This is a genomic window from Belnapia rosea (assembly GCF_900101615.1).
Lineage (GTDB): Bacteria > Pseudomonadota > Alphaproteobacteria > Acetobacterales > Acetobacteraceae > Belnapia > Belnapia rosea.
In genome coordinates this window covers 420,504-435,835 of the sequence record NZ_FMZX01000001.1, presented here as the reverse complement: position 1 = coordinate 435,835, position 15,332 = coordinate 420,504, and the positions used below count along the sequence as shown (strand labels likewise).

Sequence of the window (15,332 nt, the reverse complement as noted above, 5' to 3'; positions counted from 1 at the left end):
CTTTACTGGGATTGCGGCGCCGGCCCTGCCGGGGACCGCAGCCAGGGCCCGAGCAGGAGGATGGCGCCGAGGGCAAGCGCGAGGCCGGCCACGGTCGCGGCGATGACCAAGGCGGGCAGCGCGCCATAGTCCCCGCGCGCCACCGGGAAGGCGGCGTTCAGCCCGCGCGAGAAGATGTTGCCCGCCTGCAGGGCCAGGTTCATCAGCGAGGCGACCAGCGCGAACCAGGTGGCCTGCCGCCCCGGCGGCGCATGCACCGCGATCAGCGTCAGCACCGGGATCATGCCGAGCTGCGCGAGCGGCGCCGAGAGCGCGGTGTCCACCAAGCCGATGGTACGCGCGCCGATGCCGAGATGCGCCTCGGTCCAGTGGTGCAGGCCGAAGAGCATGCCGATGGTCGGCAGTGCCAGCAGGGCGCCGAGCGCCGCGAGCCAGCCGAGCACCATGCCGAGCGGCAGCCGCACGATGCGCCCGCCGAGCAGCAGCGAGCCGGCGATGGCGAGACCGGTGCCGATCTGCGCCAGCACGCCGAAGAAGCCCTGGTCGTAGCCGAGCACGTCCATCTGCCACCATTGCAGGCCGGGCCCGGCCGGCGGCGCGGCGCGGAACGCGAAGATCACCGCCGCGGCCGCCGCCATGGCGCGCCGCGTCGCGGGCGGGATGCCGGCCATGGTGGTCCGCAGCAGCCAGGCGATGACACCGAGCGAGAGCAGGAGACCGATCTCCGGCGCATAGGGCGGGTCGAACAAGCCGAGCGCGAGCAGCGCCGCGGCGAAAACGGTCCCTCCGCCGAGGATGCGCCGGTCGGGCCGGAGCGGCGCATCCTCGGCGGTTTCTTGCAGCAGCACGGCGCCGATGACGGAGAGCAGCGGCACCGCCGCGCCGATCAGGAAGACGATGGCCGCCGGCAGCGCCTGTGCCGCCCAGCCTCCGATTCCGGCCACCGCGAAGGCCCCGCCCATCACCGCGACGCGGCCGAGCACCTGCACGTCGCCAAGCTCGGCCTGCACGACGGCTGGGTCGCGCGGCATGCCCTCCGGGTCCGTGCGGTCCACCACCTCCGTCGTCAGCGCATCGGCGACGCAATCCTGCACGACAAGGCCGATGACGACGAGGAGGGAGGCGGCGACATAGACCGCTTCCGCCGAGGCGGAGCCGGTGCGGCCGGCGGCGGCGGCGGCCAGCGCGAGAGAGGCCGCCACCTGCAGCAGGGCGCCGATCAGGATGTAGCTGCGCCGCCGAGAGCCGAAGATCGGCACGGTGTCGACCAGGTGCCCGACCACCATCTTCAGCGTCCAGGGCACGGTCAGCCACGCGGCGAGCGCGAGCAGCGCCGGTGCCGAGAGCCCGAGGCGCTCGCGCACCCAGAAGGTCTCGGCGATCGCGGCGAAGCCGCTTGCCCCGGCCGCCAGGTAGACGAGCAGCGGCGGCGCCGTGCGTCGGTTGAGCCGGCGCAGCGGGGCGAGCAGCCCGGGAGGCCCGACGTGGTCCGGCATGCGTGCCAGGCGCCGCTCAGCCGTTCCGCTGGTCGCGTTCGTAGATGCAGCCACCAGCGATACCGGCGGCCGTGCCTGTCAGCGCGCCCCAGCCGAGTTTGCCGGACAGCGAGCCGAGCCGGGCGCCAGCCGCGGCACCGAGGCCGGCATCCGCGGCGATGCCGGTCTTCGGATCCTGCATGGGCGGTACTTGGCAGGCGCTGCCGAGCGGCTGCGCGCCGAAGGTGAGAGCGGGCAGGCCGATGGGTCGCATGGTTGTTCTCCTGTGCTCAGCGGGCCCGGCCCGAGAAGGCCTAGCTGGAGTCGGGGAAGCAGAACAGGGCTTTCGCCGGGTCGTCCTTGGCATATTGGGTGTTGTCGCGGGCCTGTGCGACGAAGCGGTCTACTGCCGCCTGCCGGTTCGGCGGCGTGGTGCAGTGATGGGATTGCCGTGTCACGAGGCCGCCCGCCACCACGGGTGGCGAGGTGGAGTAGTAGGCGCCCGGCCGGACATTCGGCATGTTCGCCCAGAGATTCACCTGCCCCGTGCCGCCGCCGAAATCCCGGCAGACCGCGCCGCTCTCCGGATCGAGCGCCACCAGGCGACCATCGGCGGTGGGCAGGAAAAGGCGTGCGGCGCAGTCCGTGGTCCTGGCTGTCTCGGCCGCCACGGGCAGGTTCGGGACCGTGGTCCGGGCCGCCTGCAGCCGCGCAGGGTCGGGTGCCGGTGCGGTACCTGGCGGCAGGTCGGCGGCGTAGGCGAGGCCCCGGCCAGTCAGGTGCTGCAGCGCGAGCCCGTCGAGCAGGCGGGTGTCGTGGCGCCACAGCTCTGCGCCGGTGGTCGCGTCCAGCGCCACCACGTCCTGGTGCGGCGTGCAGAGGAAGAGCCGGTTGGCGATCTTGAGCGGCATGACCTCGAAGGTCGTCTCCACGGGGTCCCCTGGACGGCCGCGCATGTCACCGGAATGATAGTGCCAGGCGACCTGGAGCTGTTCGACATTCGCGGGCGTGAGTTTGTAACCGGAAGAACTTCTTGCGGCTGACATGAGCGGCGCAGCCGCGCCTGCCGCTATTCCACCGTGACGCTCTTCGCCAGGTTCCTGGGCTGGTCGACATCGGTGCCCTTCAGCACCGCGACATGATAGGCCGGCAGTTGCACCGGGATGGCGTGCAGGATCGGCGCGGCGAAGGAGTCGATGTCGGGCAAGGTCACCACCTGCTCCGCGAAGCGCGACAGGGCCGTCGCGCCGGCCGCATCCGTGAAGGCCATCACCCGCCCGCCACGCGCCGCGGCTTCCTGCAGGTTGGACGCGGTCTTCTCGAAGAGCGGGCCGGAGGGACACAGCGCGGTGGGGCCATGCTTCATCTCGCCCGCGGCGTAGCCTTCGGCATGGATGGAGCTGAGCTCCTTCAGCTTCAGCGCACCCTCGAGCGTGATCGGGAAAAGCGGCCCGCGGCCCAGGAACAGCACATCCCGTGCCTTGGCGACTTCGGTGGCCAGTTCGCGGATGCGCGCATCCTGCCCGAGGATCGCCGCCGCATGGCTTGGCACCGCGAGCAGCGCCTGGGTCAGCCGTCCCTCTTCCAGGGTCGTCATCTGCCGCCGCCGCCGCGCGAAGTCGATGGCGAGGCAGGCCAGCACCGCGAGTTGCGCGGTGAAGGCCTTGGTGGATGCGACGCCCACCTCAGGCCCGGCTACGGTCAGCAGTGCGGCATCGCTTGCCCTGGCCATCGTGCTTTCCGGCACGTTGACGATGGACAGCACCGTCTGCCCGCCCACCTGCAGCAGCCTGAGCGCCGCCATCGTATCCGCCGTCTCGCCGGACTGGGATACGAGGATCGCGGCGCCGCCATCGGCCAGCGGCGGATCGCGGTAGCGCAGTTCGGAGGCGACATCGGCGTCGCAAGGAAGGCGTGCCAGCCCCTCGATCGAGTAGCGGCCGACATGCGCCGCCAGGAAGGCGCTGCCGCAGGCGATGAGCGTCAGCCGCGAGAGGCTGGCGGGATCGAAGGGCAGCCGCGGCAGGCGCACCTCCAGCGTTCGTGGATCGAGGTACTGCCGGAGCGTATCGCCGAGGACGGCAGGGTGCTCATCCCTTGCCGAGCACGGCGCCGGAGATCGCCGTCTGGACCACGGGACGCTCCACCGGCCCGCCATCCGCGGCGAGGAAACGCGCGCCCTCGACGGCCACGACGGCCCAGTCGCCCTCCTCGAGATAGGCGATGCGCCGTGTCAGCGGGGCGAGCGCATGCGCGTCGGAGCCGAGGAGCATCTCCCCATCGCCGTAGCCCACTGCGAGGGGCGCACCCTGCCGGGCGCCGAGCAGCAGCCTGGGATGCCCAGCGAAGGCCGCGACGAGCGCGAAGGCACCCTGCACGCGCCGGAGCGCCGTGGCGAAGGCCGGCTCGGGCGCCAGGCCATCGGCCAGGTATCGGTCCAGCAGGCAGACGAAGGTCTCGGTATCCGTCTCGGTCTCGAACAGCGCGCCCTGGCTTTCCAGCTCGGCGTGATTCTCGATAATACCGTTATGGACGACGGCGACGCGGATGGTCGCGTGCGGATCCCGCCTGGGGGGGGAAACACGGCGAGGTCCATGCCGGCGATGCCCGGGCTACGCCCCCACCCGGCCGGGACGCGCCGCAGTGCGGGCCCAGGCCCCGGATGCTCCGGCCCCGCGCCCTGCACGCCCGGCCGCGGTCCGAGAGGGGCGTTCACGCATGGTCAGGCGTCGTCGCAGGGGCCGCAGCAGCCTCGGCGCCTGTCGTCCAGGGCTACCGGCCCGTCCCCGCGCCCGGCGCGCCGGGGCTGGTCGGCAGCGAGGCACCCGGCCCGATCCGGCCGACATTGCCGAACAGCGCCTGCAGCAGCGTCCGGTCATTGCCCGGCGTCGGCGTCTCGCGCGCGACCATGGCGACGGGCTTGCCCTCCTCCGGCCCCAGCACCTTCACCTCACGGACCACGCCGCCGGAATCGAAGGACACCACGACGGTCTGCTGGTCGGTCACCAGCAGCTCCCGCCCCGGCCGCTGCCGGGTGCGGCTGCTGATATAGTACCAGACCGGGTCGCCGAAGGTGCTGCTGTTGGTCGGCGAGCCGAGCAGCGCCTGCACGTCCTGCCGGGTCTGCACCCCGGGCGTGATCTCCTTCAGCTGATCCTCGGTCACCCGGTTGCCGCGCTGGACGGTCGGCGCGTCGAAGATGCTGCAGCCTGGCAGGGCCAGCGGCAGCAGCAGCACGCCACAGGCCAGGGCCGCGGCACGCAGCCGCCGCGTGGCGGAGTCGTTGACCGGATGGCAAGGGCGATCCATCTCTGCGTCCCATCGTGAAATCGTGCCGGCGGCAAGGTGTCGCGGGCAGCGGCGGGGTGCCAGCCCCGGCGCGAATGCCACCACGCCACGGCAGGGTCAACCACGCCGTGGCCGGACCGGGAAGGACAACACCACCCATGGGCCTGCTCGCCCTGTTCCGCCGCAAGCCGCATGAGCGGACCGGCTTCGAGCTCTACGGCGCCGCCGTCACCGCGGCGCGCGACCCATGGTTCTTTGGCCCCCTCGGCGTGCCGGACACGCTGGACGGGCGGTTCGACCTGGTCGGCCTGCATGTCGCCCTGCTGATCCGCCGCCTCCGCACCGATCCGGACCCGCTGGGCGCCGCCCTCGCCCAGGCCGTCTTCGATGCCATGTTCGCGGATATGGACATCAACCTGCGCGAGATGGGCGCCGGCGACATGAGCATCGGCAAGCGGGTGAAGCGGATGTGGGAGGCCTTCCACGGCCGCTGCCTCGCCTATGAGGCGGCCCTCGATTCCGGTGACGAGGCGGCGCTGGCCGCCGCCATCGAGCGCAATGTCTGGCGCAGCGAGGCCGCCGCACGCGACCCCGCCCTGCGCCTCGCCCGCCATGCCTTCCGCAGCGCCGAGGCTCTGGCCACCCAGCCGCTGGCCAGCCTGCGGCGCGGCGAGCCCCCCTTCCCCGCCCCAAGCGAGCCCGCCGATGCCGCCTGACGCCGCCCCCGAATTCTCCCGCCCCGTCCCGCTTGGCACCGTCCCCCATGCGGGCCGCCGCATCGCCCTGTCGGCCACGCCCGGGGAATGCGCGGCGCTGGCCGCCCGATTCGGCATCCTCGGCCTCGACAGCCTCGCCGCCGAATTCCAGCTCATGCCGGAGGAGGAGGGCACGGTTCGCGTCCAGGGCCGCATCGCCGCCAGCCTCACCCAGGCCTGCATCGTGACCCTGGAGCCGGTGGCCCAGACGGTGGACGAGGCGGTGGCCTTCCGCCTCCTCCCCCCCGGCCGCGAGCCGCAGGACGGGCCGGACGATCTCGACGAGATCGAGTGCCCGGACGGCGTCGCCGATCTCGGCGAGGCGGTGGCCGAGCAGCTGGCCCTCGTCCTCGATCCCTATCCGCGTGCGCCGGGTGCGGAACTGCCCGCCGAGGCCACCGACGGCTCGGCCGGCGCCTTCGCCGCCCTGGCCTCGCTCCGCAAGAACTAAGGCCCCGGTTCCGGCAGCCGTCGCGGCTTTCACGGCGAGGCCACCAGCCCCTCGGCCAGGGCAGCAGGCGCGGGTCAGGGCCGCGTCCATTCCGTGCCACCGTGCTTGCGCCCCCGGGGGGGCGGTGCTACAGCCCCGCCCTCCCGTTGAAACGCCTTGCGTGTTGCAAAGAAAGGCTCGGCGCCATGGCCGTCCCGAAGAAGAAAGTTTCGCCCTCCCGTGCCGGCATGCGGCGGAGCCATCAGGCCCTGACCAAGATGGCCCATGCCGAGTGCTCCAATTGCGGTGAGCTCAAGCGCCCGCACCATGTCTGCTCCTCCTGCGGGCATTACGATGGGCGGGAGGTGGTCCCGGCCGGCGATGCGCTGAAGGCCGCCATTCGCCACTGAGCCACAACCGGCACCCTGGCGGGGATCGGCATACCGTGTCGCAAAGCATTGGGCCGCAGGATAGCAGCGCCCCGGGTTTCTCCCTGGCGATCGACGCCATGGGGGGCGACAACGCGCCCGACATCGTCCTCGATGGTCTGGAACTGGCCGCGGAACGTCATCCGCAGGCCCGTTTCCTGCTGGTCGGTGACGAGGCCCGGATCGGCGGCATGCTCGCCCGCCGGCCTCGCGCTGCCAAGGCCTGCATGCTGCGCCATGCGGCGACCGTGATCTCCGCCGAGATGAAGCCGACCGCGGCGCTTCGCCAGGGCCGGCAGAGCTCCATGCGCATCGCCATCGACGCCGTTGCCGGTGGCGAGGCCAGCGGCGTCGTCTCGGCCGGCAATACCGGCGCGCTGATGGCGCTCGCCAAGATCGTGGTGAAGACGCTGCCGGAGATCGACCGGCCGGCGCTGGCCGCCATCGCCCCCTCCGCGCGCGGCGACGTGGTGCTGCTCGACCTCGGCGCCAACGTCCAGTGCGATGCCCGCAACCTCGTCGAATTCGCCGTCATGGGCGACAGCTTCGCCCGTGCGGTGCTGGGCCTGACGACGCCGAGCTTCGGCCTGCTCAATGTCGGCTCCGAGGAGCTGAAGGGCGACGACCGGGTCCGCGCCGCCGCCGAGACGCTGCGCGAGAGCCATATCGGCGCCAATTTCCACGGCTTCATCGAAGGCCATGACATCGCCGCCGGCACCGTCGACGTCGTGGTGACGGATGGCTTCACCGGCAATGTCGCGCTGAAGACCGCCGAGGGCACGCTGAAGCTGATGCGCGACCTGCTGCGCCAGGTCTTCACCAGCAGCATCCCCGCCCGCGCCGGCTACCTGCTCGCCCGGCCCGCGCTCGACCGCCTGCGCGAATGGATGGACCCGCGCCGCTACAACGGCGCCATCCTGCTCGGCCTGAACGGCGTCGTCGTGAAGTCCCATGGCGGGACCGACGCGCTCGGCTTCGCCCATGCTGTGGATGTCGCCATGGACATGGTGACGCACCGCTTCAATGACCGCATCCGCGAGGGCCTGGCGCAGATCGGCAAGCCGGTCGCGGCACCCGCCTCGCCCTAGGGCCGGTCCCTGCGCTGCGGCGCAGCGGATAGGCCCTGGGCTGTTGTTTCATACCAGCGGGCCACGCCATGCCGGTGACGCATCGGAGCGGCGCTCGCTCTAGGGAAGGCCTTCGGGATGATCCGTTCCGTGATCGCCGGCTGCGGCAGCTACCTGCCGGAGCGTTGCGTGCCCAACACGGCGCTCGCCGCCGAATTCGGCATCGAGACCTCCGATGAGTGGATCACCGAGCGCACCGGCATCCGCCAGCGCTACATCGCCGCCCCGGGCGAGTCCGCCTCCTCCATGGGTGCCGCCGCGGCGCGCCAGGCGCTCGAGCGGGCCGGCATCGAGGCCAGCCAGGTCGATGCCATCATCGTCGCCACCGCGACGCCGGACAGCGCCTTCCCGGCAACCGCCGTCCGCGTCCAGCAGCAGCTCGGCATCACCCGCGGCTTCGCCTTCGACATCGCCGCCGCCTGCACCGGCTTCGTCTATGCCCTCGGCGTCGCCGATGCGCTGATGAAGACCGGCCAGGCCCGCTGCGCCCTGGTCATCGGCACCGAGGTCTTCTCCCGCATCGTCGACTGGACCGACCGCGGCACCTGCGTGCTCTTCGGCGACGGTGCCGGCGCCGTGGTGCTGACCGCGGAGCAGGGCACGGATCGCGGCATCCTCTCCACCCATCTCCATTCGGATGGCCGGCATGGCGACATCCTGCTGGTGGATGGCGGCGCCGGCTCGACCGGCGGCACCGGCCTGCTCCGCATGGCGGGCAAGGAGGTGTTCCGGCACGCCGTCTCGAAGCTCGCCGCGGTGGTGGACGAGGCACTGGCCGCCAACGGGCTCGGCCATGCCGATCTCCGCTGGCTGGTTCCGCATCAGGCCAATCTCCGCATCATCGAGGCGATGGGGAAGAAGCTGAACCTGCCGCGCGAGCGCGTGGTCGTCACCGTGGACCGCCACGCCAATACCTCCGCCGCCTCCATCCCGCTGGCATTGGCCGAGGCAGCCGGCCGCGGCCTCATCGAGCGCGGCGACCTGATGGCGCTCGAGGCCATCGGCGGCGGCCTCACCTGGGGCGCGGCGCTGGTACGTTTCTGACCACGGCACTGCGACTTTCGTGCCACGCTGTTGCGCTTTCGCCAAGCTGCGGTTGACGCCCGCGGAGGATACCGGTTTCCTAATGGCCAGAATGGCTTGCGGGAACCGGTTGCCGGATGAATACGCTCACGCGCGCGAACCTGGCCGAGGCGATCTATAGCCAGGTTGGGCTGTCGCGGAACGAATCGGCGGCCCTGCTGGAATCCGTGCTGGAACGGATTTCCTCCGCGCTCGAAGCCGGCGAGGCGGTGAAGATTTCGGCCTTCGGCACCTTCATGGTCCGCCAGAAGGGCCAGCGAGTCGGGCGCAACCCGAAGACCGGCGTGGAGGTCCCCATACTGCCCCGCAAGGTGCTCTCCTTCCGACCCTCCCAGGTGCTCAAGGCCCGCATCAACGGCCAGGCCGCGCCCGACTCGGACAACGCGGCGTGAGCGAGCAGCTCCCCCCGCGGCCGCGCAAGGCGCCGACCGCCTTCCGCACCATCAGCGAGGTCGCCGAGGATCTCCATATCCCGCAGCATGTGCTGCGCTTCTGGGAGACGAAATTCCCCCAGCTCAAGCCGCTGAAGCGCGGCGGTGGCCGGCGCTACTACCGGCCGGAGGATATCGGCCTGCTCCGCCGCATCTCCGATCTGCTCTACACCCAGGGCTACACCATCAAGGGCGTGCAGCGGCTGCTGCGCGAGGGCGGCCTTGGCGAGGCCGAGATGGCCCTGCCCGAGCCCACCGAGTCCGCCCCCGACAGCCTCCGCGCCATCCTCGAGGATCTGGAGGAATTGGCCGAGGAGCTGCACGGCCTGGCCGGCCGCTGACCGCCCCGCCGCATCGCCCCGCAGGCCGGCCAATTCCCGGCGATCGGCTCTAGCCTCGCATGGCGGAGGGTGCTATCCCCCCGCCCGGTACGGATCGTAGCGCAGCCTGGTAGCGCACTTGTCTGGGGGACAAGGGGTCGTGGGTTCAAATCCCGCCGGTCCGACCATTCCCCCCTCCCTCCCCAGCAGCACCCGCGCCGGCCTCAGGCCTTGGCCAGCTTGCGGATCGCGCTCGCCATCGGCCGCCGGCCCTCGCCCATATAGCCCTCGTGGTATTCCTCGATGCGGGCCGGGTCGTAGAGGTAGTTCACCATCAGCCCTGCGCTCTCGCGCATGCCCTTCTCCGAGACATCGCCGCGCCAGTTGATCCGCTCGATCCGGGCGCCATTGGAGAGGTGGAAATGCTCCACCGGGTCCCGCGCCCGCTGCGGATTCCGCGCCGAGGCCGCGTGCACCAGATAGCCGGCGCAGAGCCGGGTCAGCACCGGCTCCAGCGCCTTGGCGATGGCCTCGTCACGCTGCCAGCCGCGCCGGGCAAGGATGCGTGCCAGGGTCTGCGCCGGCGTCTCCGGCGCGACCGAGGGTGCGCTGGTGGTTGCCGCCCCGCCTTCGGCCGGGGCCGGCAGCGCCAGCATGGCAGGCGCCGCCGCCCGCAGCGCCGTCAGCTCCTCCTCCGAGGCCAGCGCCGGCTCCGCCGCCGCGATCCGCTCGTTCAGCCAGCGGCAGAAGCCCGGGATGGGCGAGAGGGTGGCGAAGTTCTTCAGCCCCTTCAGCTCGCCCCCAAGCAGCGCCACCACCCGCTTGATCAGGAAATTGCCGAAGCTGATGCCATCCAGCCCGCGCTGGCAGTTGTTGATCGAGTAGAAGATCGCGGTATCCGCCTGGGCCGGGTCGAGCACCGGCGCCTTTTCGTCCAGCAGCTTCTGGACGCTCGCCGCCAGCCCCTTCACCAGCGCCACCTCGACGAAGATCAGCGGCTCCTCCGGCATGCGGGGGTGGAAGAAGGCGTAGCAGCGCCGGTCGCTGTCGAGCCGGTTCTTCAGGTCGCGCCAGGTGCGGATCCGGTGCACGGCCTCATAGGTGACGAGCTTCTCCAGCAGCGCGGCCGGGCTGTTCCAGTCGATCCGGCGCAACTCGAGGAAGCCGACATCGAACCAGCTCGCCAGCAGCCCGCGCAGGTCGCTCTCCAGCGCCCCGAGCACCGGGTCGCTATCCATCACCCGCAGCAGCTCGCCACGCAGATCGACCAGGAACTTCATCCCGTCCGGGATGGTGGTGAACTGGGTCAGCAGCCTGAGCCGCGGCGGCTCCAGCGCGCGGCGCAGCTTGGCCTTGGCGCTGGCGCGCTCGGTGGGTTCGGCCGCGGCCAGGACCCGCTCCATCGCCTTCCGCGTCGCCGCGTCATCCGAGTCGAAACCGGCCAGGGTGCGCAGGAACTCCACCCGCCCCGGCGCATCGAGGGTGAGATAGGCCTGGGCCAGCTTGGCCGCCCGGTTGCGGGCCGAGAGCTCTCCGCCCCGGTCCTCGAGGCAGGCGCGCATCTGCTCGGCGATGCCCTCTGCCTCCGTCCCGGACACCCGATCGGCCATGTCCCGCCACAGGCTGGTGACGCGGCGCAGGGCGCGGTCGAAGAGACCAGCCTGTTCGAGCACTTCAGACATCGTCGAGCCTCCCGCGAAGCGGAATGAAATCCCGGGTAATCTAGCGCGATCGGAGGCCGCCGTCAGGCACCGCTTGCAGCCGCGGCGGCACTTGGCAGCAGCGTGATGAGATCCTCAGCCAGCAGCCCGGGCCCATGCCGCCGCGCCGCCTCGCCCTGCAGCCAGGCCCCGGCCGCCGCCGCCTCGAAGGCCGCCATGCCCTGCGCCAGCAGCGCGGCGATGCTGCCCGCCAGCACATCCCCGGTGCCGCCGGTGGCGAGGCTCGGCGGGGCATTGTGGTTGACGATCGCCCGCCCATCCGGCGCCGCGACCACGGTATCCGCTCCCTTCAGCAGCACCACCGCGCCGGTCAGCGCCGCCGCCCGCCGCGCCGCCGCGATCTTGTCATCGCCGATCGGGCCGAAGACCCGGTGGAACTCCCCCGCATGCGGCGTCAGCACCGCCGCCCCCGCCAGCGCCTCCGGCGCCCCGGCCGAGGCGCCGAGCGCCCCGGCATCCGCCACCACCTGCCGCCCGGCCGCGAGCACGGCGCGGAGGGCCGCACGCGTCGCATCATCCGGCTCCAGCCCCGGCCCGATCAGCCAGGTGCCGCGCCGCGCATCGCCGAGCAGCGCCTCGATCGTCGCCTCGCTGACCAGGCTGCCCGGCTCCGCCGCGCGATAGAGCATGGCCGAGGCGGCATCCGGCGCCCGGAGGGTGACCAGCCCTGCCCCCATCCGATGCGCCGCGCCGGCGGCCAGCCGCGCCGCGCCCGTCATCGCCGCGCCGCCGAGGATGCTCAGATGGCCCCGGCTGTATTTGTGGGACTCGGCCCCGGCCACCGGCAGCCGCCACAGCCTCGGCCCGTTCCGCCAGGCCTGCGGCGCAATCCTGCCCAGCACGCTCGGCGGCAGGCCGATATCCGCCAGCACCGTCTCGCCGCAAAGCTCCCGCCCCGGCAGCAGCAGATGCCCGGGCTTGAGCCGGAAGAAGGTGACGGTCATCGCCGCCCGCGGCGCGAAGCCGCGCACCTGACCCGTCGCCCCATCGAGGCCGGAGGGCGTATCGACGGCCAGGATCGGCGCCTCGCAGGCCCGCAGTACCTCCGCCGCCAGCCCCTCCACCGGCCGGCCCAGCCCGGCCCCGAAGACGGCATCGATTACCAGCCCCGCCCGGCCGGCTTCCGCCACGCTGAAGGGCACCAGCGGCCCCCGCCAGCGCGCGGCGGCCGCCGCGGCATCGCTGCCCGCGCGCGGCGGCGCCAGGGCGGCGACGGTGACGGGCCAGCCCGCCGCCTCCAGCAGCCGCGCCGCGACATAGCCATCGCCGCCATTATTGCCCGGCCCGGCGAGCACCAGCACCCGGCAGGGCCGGAATCGCCGCCGCGCCGCCCGCGCCACCGCCCGCCCCGCCGCCTCCATCAGCCATGGCCCGGGGATGCCGGCCTCGGCGGCCAGCCCATCGGCCCGGCCCATCTCGGCCGGGGTCAGCAATTCGGGCGCTGCATCCAGGGGCATCGATCCGTCCTCCGTCTGAACCACAGGGGGCGCCACGCGTCCTGATGGGGCAAGTTCCCAAGGAGCCGCGCATGCCCCGCCTGAACCTCTCCACCGTCATCGCGCCGCTGCTGGTCATGATCCTGGTGGCGCTGACGATCCATAAGATCAGCGCGCCGCCGCCGAAGGGCCCGCCGCCGCCGACGACAGCCGCGATGCGCGAGACCAGCGGCGGCGGCGCCCGGCCCGCCGAGCCGGCCGCCGTCAATACCCAGACCACGAACTCCGGCGGCTGAAACGGGACCGTTCGCACGGCCCCGACATCCGGCCGTGCGGATGCCCCGGACTGGCCTGGCCGGAGAGATCCGCGGAACCATGCCGCAAGCCGGTGCGGAGTCCGCCAGCGCTGGCGGGGAAGCCCCGGCCTAGGCTAGGCGTGGCAGGATCGCTGCCACCACCGCCTCGAACATCTCGGTGGTGAGCCGCCGGGTCGAGGTGTTGTAGCGGCTGACATGGTAGCTGTCGGCCAGCAGCAGCCCGCCCGGCAGCGGGTGCAGCGCGCCATGGGAGAAACGCGTCGCGCTGCGCTTCAGATCCAGCGCGCGCAGGCAGGCATCATGCGCCAGCACGCCGAGCGCCAGCACCACCCGCAGCCTCGGCATCCCCTGCAGCTCCCCCTGAAGGAAGGTGTTGCAGGCACGGATCTCGGCCGGCTCGGGCAGGTTGGCGGGCGGCACGCAGCGCACCGCATTGGTGACGCGGCAGCCGGTCAGCTCCATCCCGTCATCCGGCCGTTCGAGGTAGGTCCCGCGTGCCAGGCCGTATTTCAGCAGCGTGGCATAGAGCAGCCGCCCCGCATGATCCCCGGTGAAGGGCCGGCCGGTGCGGTTGGCGCCGCGCTGCCCCGGCGCCATGCCGAGCACCATCAGCGGCGCCTCGCGCGGGCCCCAGGAGGGAACGGGCGCGTTGTGCCAATCCGGCCAGGCTGCCCGGTTCGCCTCGCGCAGCGCGGCGAGGCGGGGGCAGAACGGGCAATCGCGGTCCGGCTGCTGGGCCGGCGCCGCTCCTGCCAGCTCCGTCACTCCGGCAGGTCCGGCGCTTCGCGGAAGGGCTCGGCCGGGGTCGCCCGCGACACGCTCGCCCGCGCCGGCGCGCCGCCCTGGGGGGCACCGCCGACCGCCCGCTGCCGCGGCTCCACCTGGCGGCGGGTGATGTGCTCGGCGAGCTCGGTCAGGTCGATGAAGGCATCCGCCTGGCGCCGCAACTCGTCGGCGATCATCGCCGGCTGGGTGCGGATCGAGGAGATGACGGTGACGCGCACGCCACGCCGCTGCACCGCTTCGACCAGGCGCCGCAGATCGCCATCGCCCGAGAAGATCACCACATGATCGACATGCGGGGCGAGGTCGAAGACATCGACCGCCATCTCGATATCGACGCTGCCCTTCACGCGGCGGCGGCCATTGGCGTCGGTATACTCCTTGGCCGGCTTGGTGACGACGGAATAGCCGTTATACCCGAGCCAATCGACCAGCGGCCGCAGCGGGGAGTATTCCTCGGTCTCCAGCAGGGCGGTGTAGTAGTAGGCGCGGATCAGATAGGCACGCTGACGGAAATGGGCGAGGAGATTCTTGTAGTCCACGTCGAAGCCAAGAGTACGGGATGCGGCGTAGAGATTGGCGCCGTCGATGAAGACGGCGAGCCGTTCGATACGGTCGGGCTGCAAGTTCGTTGCTTTCGAAATATGGGTCACGCCAATCTGGCCAGCTGAGTGTAGGCGAACATTGCAAGCAGTTAAGCGACAAAGCGTTGTGCTCATCGCCGTTGGCGCGAATTTGCCCGGATATTCCGGGGATGGGCCGCTCGAGACCTGCCGTGCCGCCGCGGCGGCGATGGATGGACTTTGCGGGTTGCGCCTCACGGCCCTCTCCCGCTGGTACCGGACGGAGCCGGTGCCGCCCATGCCGGGCGCCCCCCGGTTCGTCAATGGGGTCGTCAGGCTGGAGGGCCCCATGCCCGACCCGGCCGCGCTGCTGGCGGCGCTGCACGCGCTGGAGGCGGCCGCCGGCCGGCAACGCCCCTTCCCCAACGCCCCGCGCACCCTCGACCTTGATATCGTCGCGATCGACGACCTGCGGCGCAGCGCGCCCGATCCGGTGCTGCCGCACCCCCGGGCCCATCTCCGGCGCTTCGTCCTGCAGCCGCTCGCCGATGTCGCCCCGGGCTGGGTCCACCCGGACACCGGCCGCAGCGTCGAGGACATGCTGGCCGCCCTGCCGGCCGAGGACCTGCCGGAGCCCATTCCCGGCTGAACCCTGCCGCGGCGCTTGCGGAAGCCAGCCGGCATGTCTATCTGGAAGGTTCATCTCTCAGAGTCTGCGCTGCTCCTGGCCGGTTCATCCCGGGAGCGGCTCGATTGAACCTAAGTGAGGCCGATATGGCGCGCGTCACCGTCGAAGACTGCATTGTCCAGATCCCCAACCGGTTCGAGCTCGTCCTCACCGCCGCCCAGCGGGCCCGCAACATCGGCCGCGGCGAGGAGCTGACGCTCGACCGCGACAACGACAAGAACCCCGTCGTCGCCCTGCGCGAGATCGCCGAGCAGACGATCGATCTCGGCTCGATCGAGCAGGACCTCATCAAGTCCCTGCAGCGCGCGCCCGAGCCGGAGCCGGCAGAGGAGGAGGTGCTCGACCTCATCGCCACGGACGAGAACATCTTCGGCGTCATGGACGTCAACGAGGAGCTGCCCGTCGAGGGCGCCGGCCTCGAGGACATGTCGCCCGACGACCTGGAGGCTGCGATCGCCGCCGAGCTGGGCGGCGGCCGCCGCTGAGG

At 71.9% G+C, this 15,332-nt stretch carries 18 protein-coding genes, 1 tRNA gene and 1 pseudogene; 11 read left to right on the top strand and 9 right to left on the bottom strand.

The features are described 5' to 3' along the window. Positions 1-2: 2 nt before the first annotated feature. The 5 genes and pseudogenes from BLR02_RS02125 to BLR02_RS02105 all read right to left on the bottom strand — a co-directional run bounded on the left by BLR02_RS02125 (position 3) and on the right by BLR02_RS02105 (position 4,784). A complete protein-coding gene (locus BLR02_RS02125; RefSeq protein WP_090660018.1) occupies positions 3-1,496 on the bottom strand; it encodes an MFS transporter in 1,494 nt (497 codons plus the stop codon). 16 nt (positions 1,497-1,512) lie between these two features. Then, positions 1,513-1,749, bottom strand: a complete 237-nt coding sequence (locus BLR02_RS02120; RefSeq protein WP_090660014.1) for a hypothetical protein — start codon at positions 1,747-1,749, stop codon at positions 1,513-1,515. Positions 1,750-1,789: 40 nt separating this feature from the next. Next, complete coding sequence (locus tag BLR02_RS02115) at positions 1,790-2,521, bottom strand: PQQ-binding-like beta-propeller repeat protein (protein ID WP_090660011.1); 732 nt, start codon at positions 2,519-2,521, stop codon at positions 1,790-1,792. A 23-nt stretch (positions 2,522-2,544) separates the two neighbouring features. Beyond that, positions 2,545-4,036, bottom strand: a pseudogene (gene glmS, locus BLR02_RS02110) (glutamine--fructose-6-phosphate transaminase (isomerizing)); the annotation flags it as partial. Positions 4,037-4,247: 211 nt separating this feature from the next. Further along, positions 4,248-4,784 carry an outer membrane protein assembly factor BamE gene (locus BLR02_RS02105; protein WP_090560735.1) on the bottom strand — a complete coding sequence of 179 codons (537 nt, stop codon included), beginning with the start codon at positions 4,782-4,784 and terminating at the stop codon, positions 4,248-4,250. A 137-nt stretch (positions 4,785-4,921) separates the two neighbouring features. On the opposite strand from BLR02_RS02105, the gene BLR02_RS02100 reads away from it, so the two are divergent. The 8 genes from BLR02_RS02100 to BLR02_RS02065 all read left to right on the top strand — a co-directional run bounded on the left by BLR02_RS02100 (position 4,922) and on the right by BLR02_RS02065 (position 9,525). Then, positions 4,922-5,479: a ubiquinol-cytochrome C chaperone family protein gene (locus BLR02_RS02100; protein ID WP_090660008.1), complete on the top strand. Its 558-nt coding sequence runs from the start codon at positions 4,922-4,924 to the stop codon at positions 5,477-5,479. Continuing rightward, the gene (locus BLR02_RS02095; protein WP_176849332.1) at positions 5,469-5,969 is read left to right on the top strand and encodes a YceD family protein; all 501 of its coding nucleotides are present in this window, start codon (positions 5,469-5,471) and stop codon (positions 5,967-5,969) included. The genes BLR02_RS02100 and BLR02_RS02095 overlap by 11 nt, the downstream gene beginning before the upstream one ends. 185 nt (positions 5,970-6,154) lie before the next feature. Then, positions 6,155-6,358: a 50S ribosomal protein L32 gene (gene rpmF / locus BLR02_RS02090; protein ID WP_090560732.1), complete on the top strand. Its 204-nt coding sequence runs from the start codon at positions 6,155-6,157 to the stop codon at positions 6,356-6,358. Positions 6,359-6,393: 35 nt separating this feature from the next. After that, positions 6,394-7,464, top strand: a complete 1,071-nt coding sequence (plsX, locus tag BLR02_RS02085) for a phosphate acyltransferase PlsX (RefSeq protein ID WP_090560731.1) — start codon at positions 6,394-6,396, stop codon at positions 7,462-7,464. Positions 7,465-7,581: 117 nt separating this feature from the next. Next, positions 7,582-8,547, top strand: a complete 966-nt coding sequence (locus BLR02_RS02080) for a beta-ketoacyl-ACP synthase III (RefSeq protein WP_090660000.1) — start codon at positions 7,582-7,584, stop codon at positions 8,545-8,547. Between the two features lie 116 nt (positions 8,548-8,663). Continuing rightward, complete coding sequence (locus BLR02_RS02075; RefSeq protein ID WP_090560729.1) at positions 8,664-8,978, top strand: integration host factor subunit alpha; 315 nt, start codon at positions 8,664-8,666, stop codon at positions 8,976-8,978. Continuing rightward, positions 8,975-9,358 (top strand): MerR family transcriptional regulator, encoded by a 384-nt coding sequence (locus BLR02_RS02070; protein ID WP_090560728.1) that lies wholly within the window; start codon positions 8,975-8,977, stop codon positions 9,356-9,358. The genes BLR02_RS02075 and BLR02_RS02070 overlap by 4 nt, the downstream gene beginning before the upstream one ends. Before the next feature lie 90 nt (positions 9,359-9,448). Beyond that, positions 9,449-9,525, top strand: a tRNA-Pro gene (locus BLR02_RS02065). A gap of 36 nt (positions 9,526-9,561) precedes the next feature. Here BLR02_RS02065 and BLR02_RS02060 read toward each other — a convergent pair. Continuing rightward, on the bottom strand, positions 9,562-11,019 hold the full coding sequence (locus tag BLR02_RS02060) for a malonyl-CoA decarboxylase (protein WP_090560727.1): 1,458 nt from the start codon (positions 11,017-11,019) through the stop codon (positions 9,562-9,564). Between the two features lie 62 nt (positions 11,020-11,081). After that, positions 11,082-12,515 (bottom strand): NAD(P)H-hydrate dehydratase, encoded by a 1,434-nt coding sequence (locus BLR02_RS02055; RefSeq protein WP_090659996.1) that lies wholly within the window; start codon positions 12,513-12,515, stop codon positions 11,082-11,084. A 71-nt stretch (positions 12,516-12,586) separates the two neighbouring features. On the opposite strand from BLR02_RS02055, the gene BLR02_RS02050 reads away from it, so the two are divergent. Beyond that, on the top strand, positions 12,587-12,790 hold the full coding sequence (locus tag BLR02_RS02050; RefSeq protein WP_090560725.1) for a hypothetical protein: 204 nt from the start codon (positions 12,587-12,589) through the stop codon (positions 12,788-12,790). A 129-nt stretch (positions 12,791-12,919) separates the two neighbouring features. Here the strand turns inward: BLR02_RS02050 and BLR02_RS02045 are convergent, their stop codons facing one another. After that, positions 12,920-13,576: a uracil-DNA glycosylase gene (locus tag BLR02_RS02045; RefSeq protein ID WP_245704582.1), complete on the bottom strand. Its 657-nt coding sequence runs from the start codon at positions 13,574-13,576 to the stop codon at positions 12,920-12,922. Beyond that, positions 13,573-14,220, bottom strand: coding sequence for a LabA-like NYN domain-containing protein (locus BLR02_RS02040; RefSeq protein WP_176849298.1), 648 nt, complete (start codon positions 14,218-14,220; stop codon positions 13,573-13,575). The genes BLR02_RS02045 and BLR02_RS02040 overlap by 4 nt, the downstream gene beginning before the upstream one ends. 85 nt (positions 14,221-14,305) lie before the next feature. Between BLR02_RS02040 and folK the strand changes: the two genes are divergently transcribed. Continuing rightward, complete coding sequence (folK, locus tag BLR02_RS02035) at positions 14,306-14,806, top strand: 2-amino-4-hydroxy-6-hydroxymethyldihydropteridine diphosphokinase (RefSeq protein WP_342670550.1); 501 nt, start codon at positions 14,306-14,308, stop codon at positions 14,804-14,806. 125 nt (positions 14,807-14,931) lie between these two features. Beyond that, entirely contained in the window at positions 14,932-15,330 is a 399-nt protein-coding gene (gene rpoZ / locus BLR02_RS02030) for a DNA-directed RNA polymerase subunit omega (RefSeq protein ID WP_090560723.1), read from the top strand. The last annotated feature ends 2 nt before the right edge of the window (positions 15,331-15,332 follow it).

Coding starts and splice junctions, on each gene's coding strand:
- BLR02_RS02125 (WP_090660018.1), bottom strand. CDS start 1,496: ATGCCGGACCACGTCGGGCCTCCCGGGCTGCTCGCCCCGCTGCGCCGG.
- BLR02_RS02120 (WP_090660014.1), bottom strand. CDS start 1,749: ATGCGACCCATCGGCCTGCCCGCTCTCACCTTCGGCGCGCAGCCGCTC.
- BLR02_RS02115 (WP_090660011.1), bottom strand. CDS start 2,521: ATGTCAGCCGCAAGAAGTTCTTCCGGTTACAAACTCACGCCCGCGAAT.
- BLR02_RS02105 (WP_090560735.1), bottom strand. CDS start 4,784: ATGGATCGCCCTTGCCATCCGGTCAACGACTCCGCCACGCGGCGGCTG.
- BLR02_RS02100 (WP_090660008.1), top strand. CDS start 4,922: ATGGGCCTGCTCGCCCTGTTCCGCCGCAAGCCGCATGAGCGGACCGGC.
- BLR02_RS02095 (WP_176849332.1), top strand. CDS start 5,469: ATGCCGCCTGACGCCGCCCCCGAATTCTCCCGCCCCGTCCCGCTTGGC.
- rpmF (WP_090560732.1), top strand. CDS start 6,155: ATGGCCGTCCCGAAGAAGAAAGTTTCGCCCTCCCGTGCCGGCATGCGG.
- BLR02_RS02080 (WP_090660000.1), top strand. CDS start 7,582: ATGATCCGTTCCGTGATCGCCGGCTGCGGCAGCTACCTGCCGGAGCGT.
- BLR02_RS02075 (WP_090560729.1), top strand. CDS start 8,664: ATGAATACGCTCACGCGCGCGAACCTGGCCGAGGCGATCTATAGCCAG.
- BLR02_RS02060 (WP_090560727.1), bottom strand. CDS start 11,019: ATGTCTGAAGTGCTCGAACAGGCTGGTCTCTTCGACCGCGCCCTGCGC.
- BLR02_RS02055 (WP_090659996.1), bottom strand. CDS start 12,515: ATGCCCCTGGATGCAGCGCCCGAATTGCTGACCCCGGCCGAGATGGGC.
- BLR02_RS02050 (WP_090560725.1), top strand. CDS start 12,587: ATGCCCCGCCTGAACCTCTCCACCGTCATCGCGCCGCTGCTGGTCATG.
- rpoZ (WP_090560723.1), top strand. CDS start 14,932: ATGGCGCGCGTCACCGTCGAAGACTGCATTGTCCAGATCCCCAACCGG.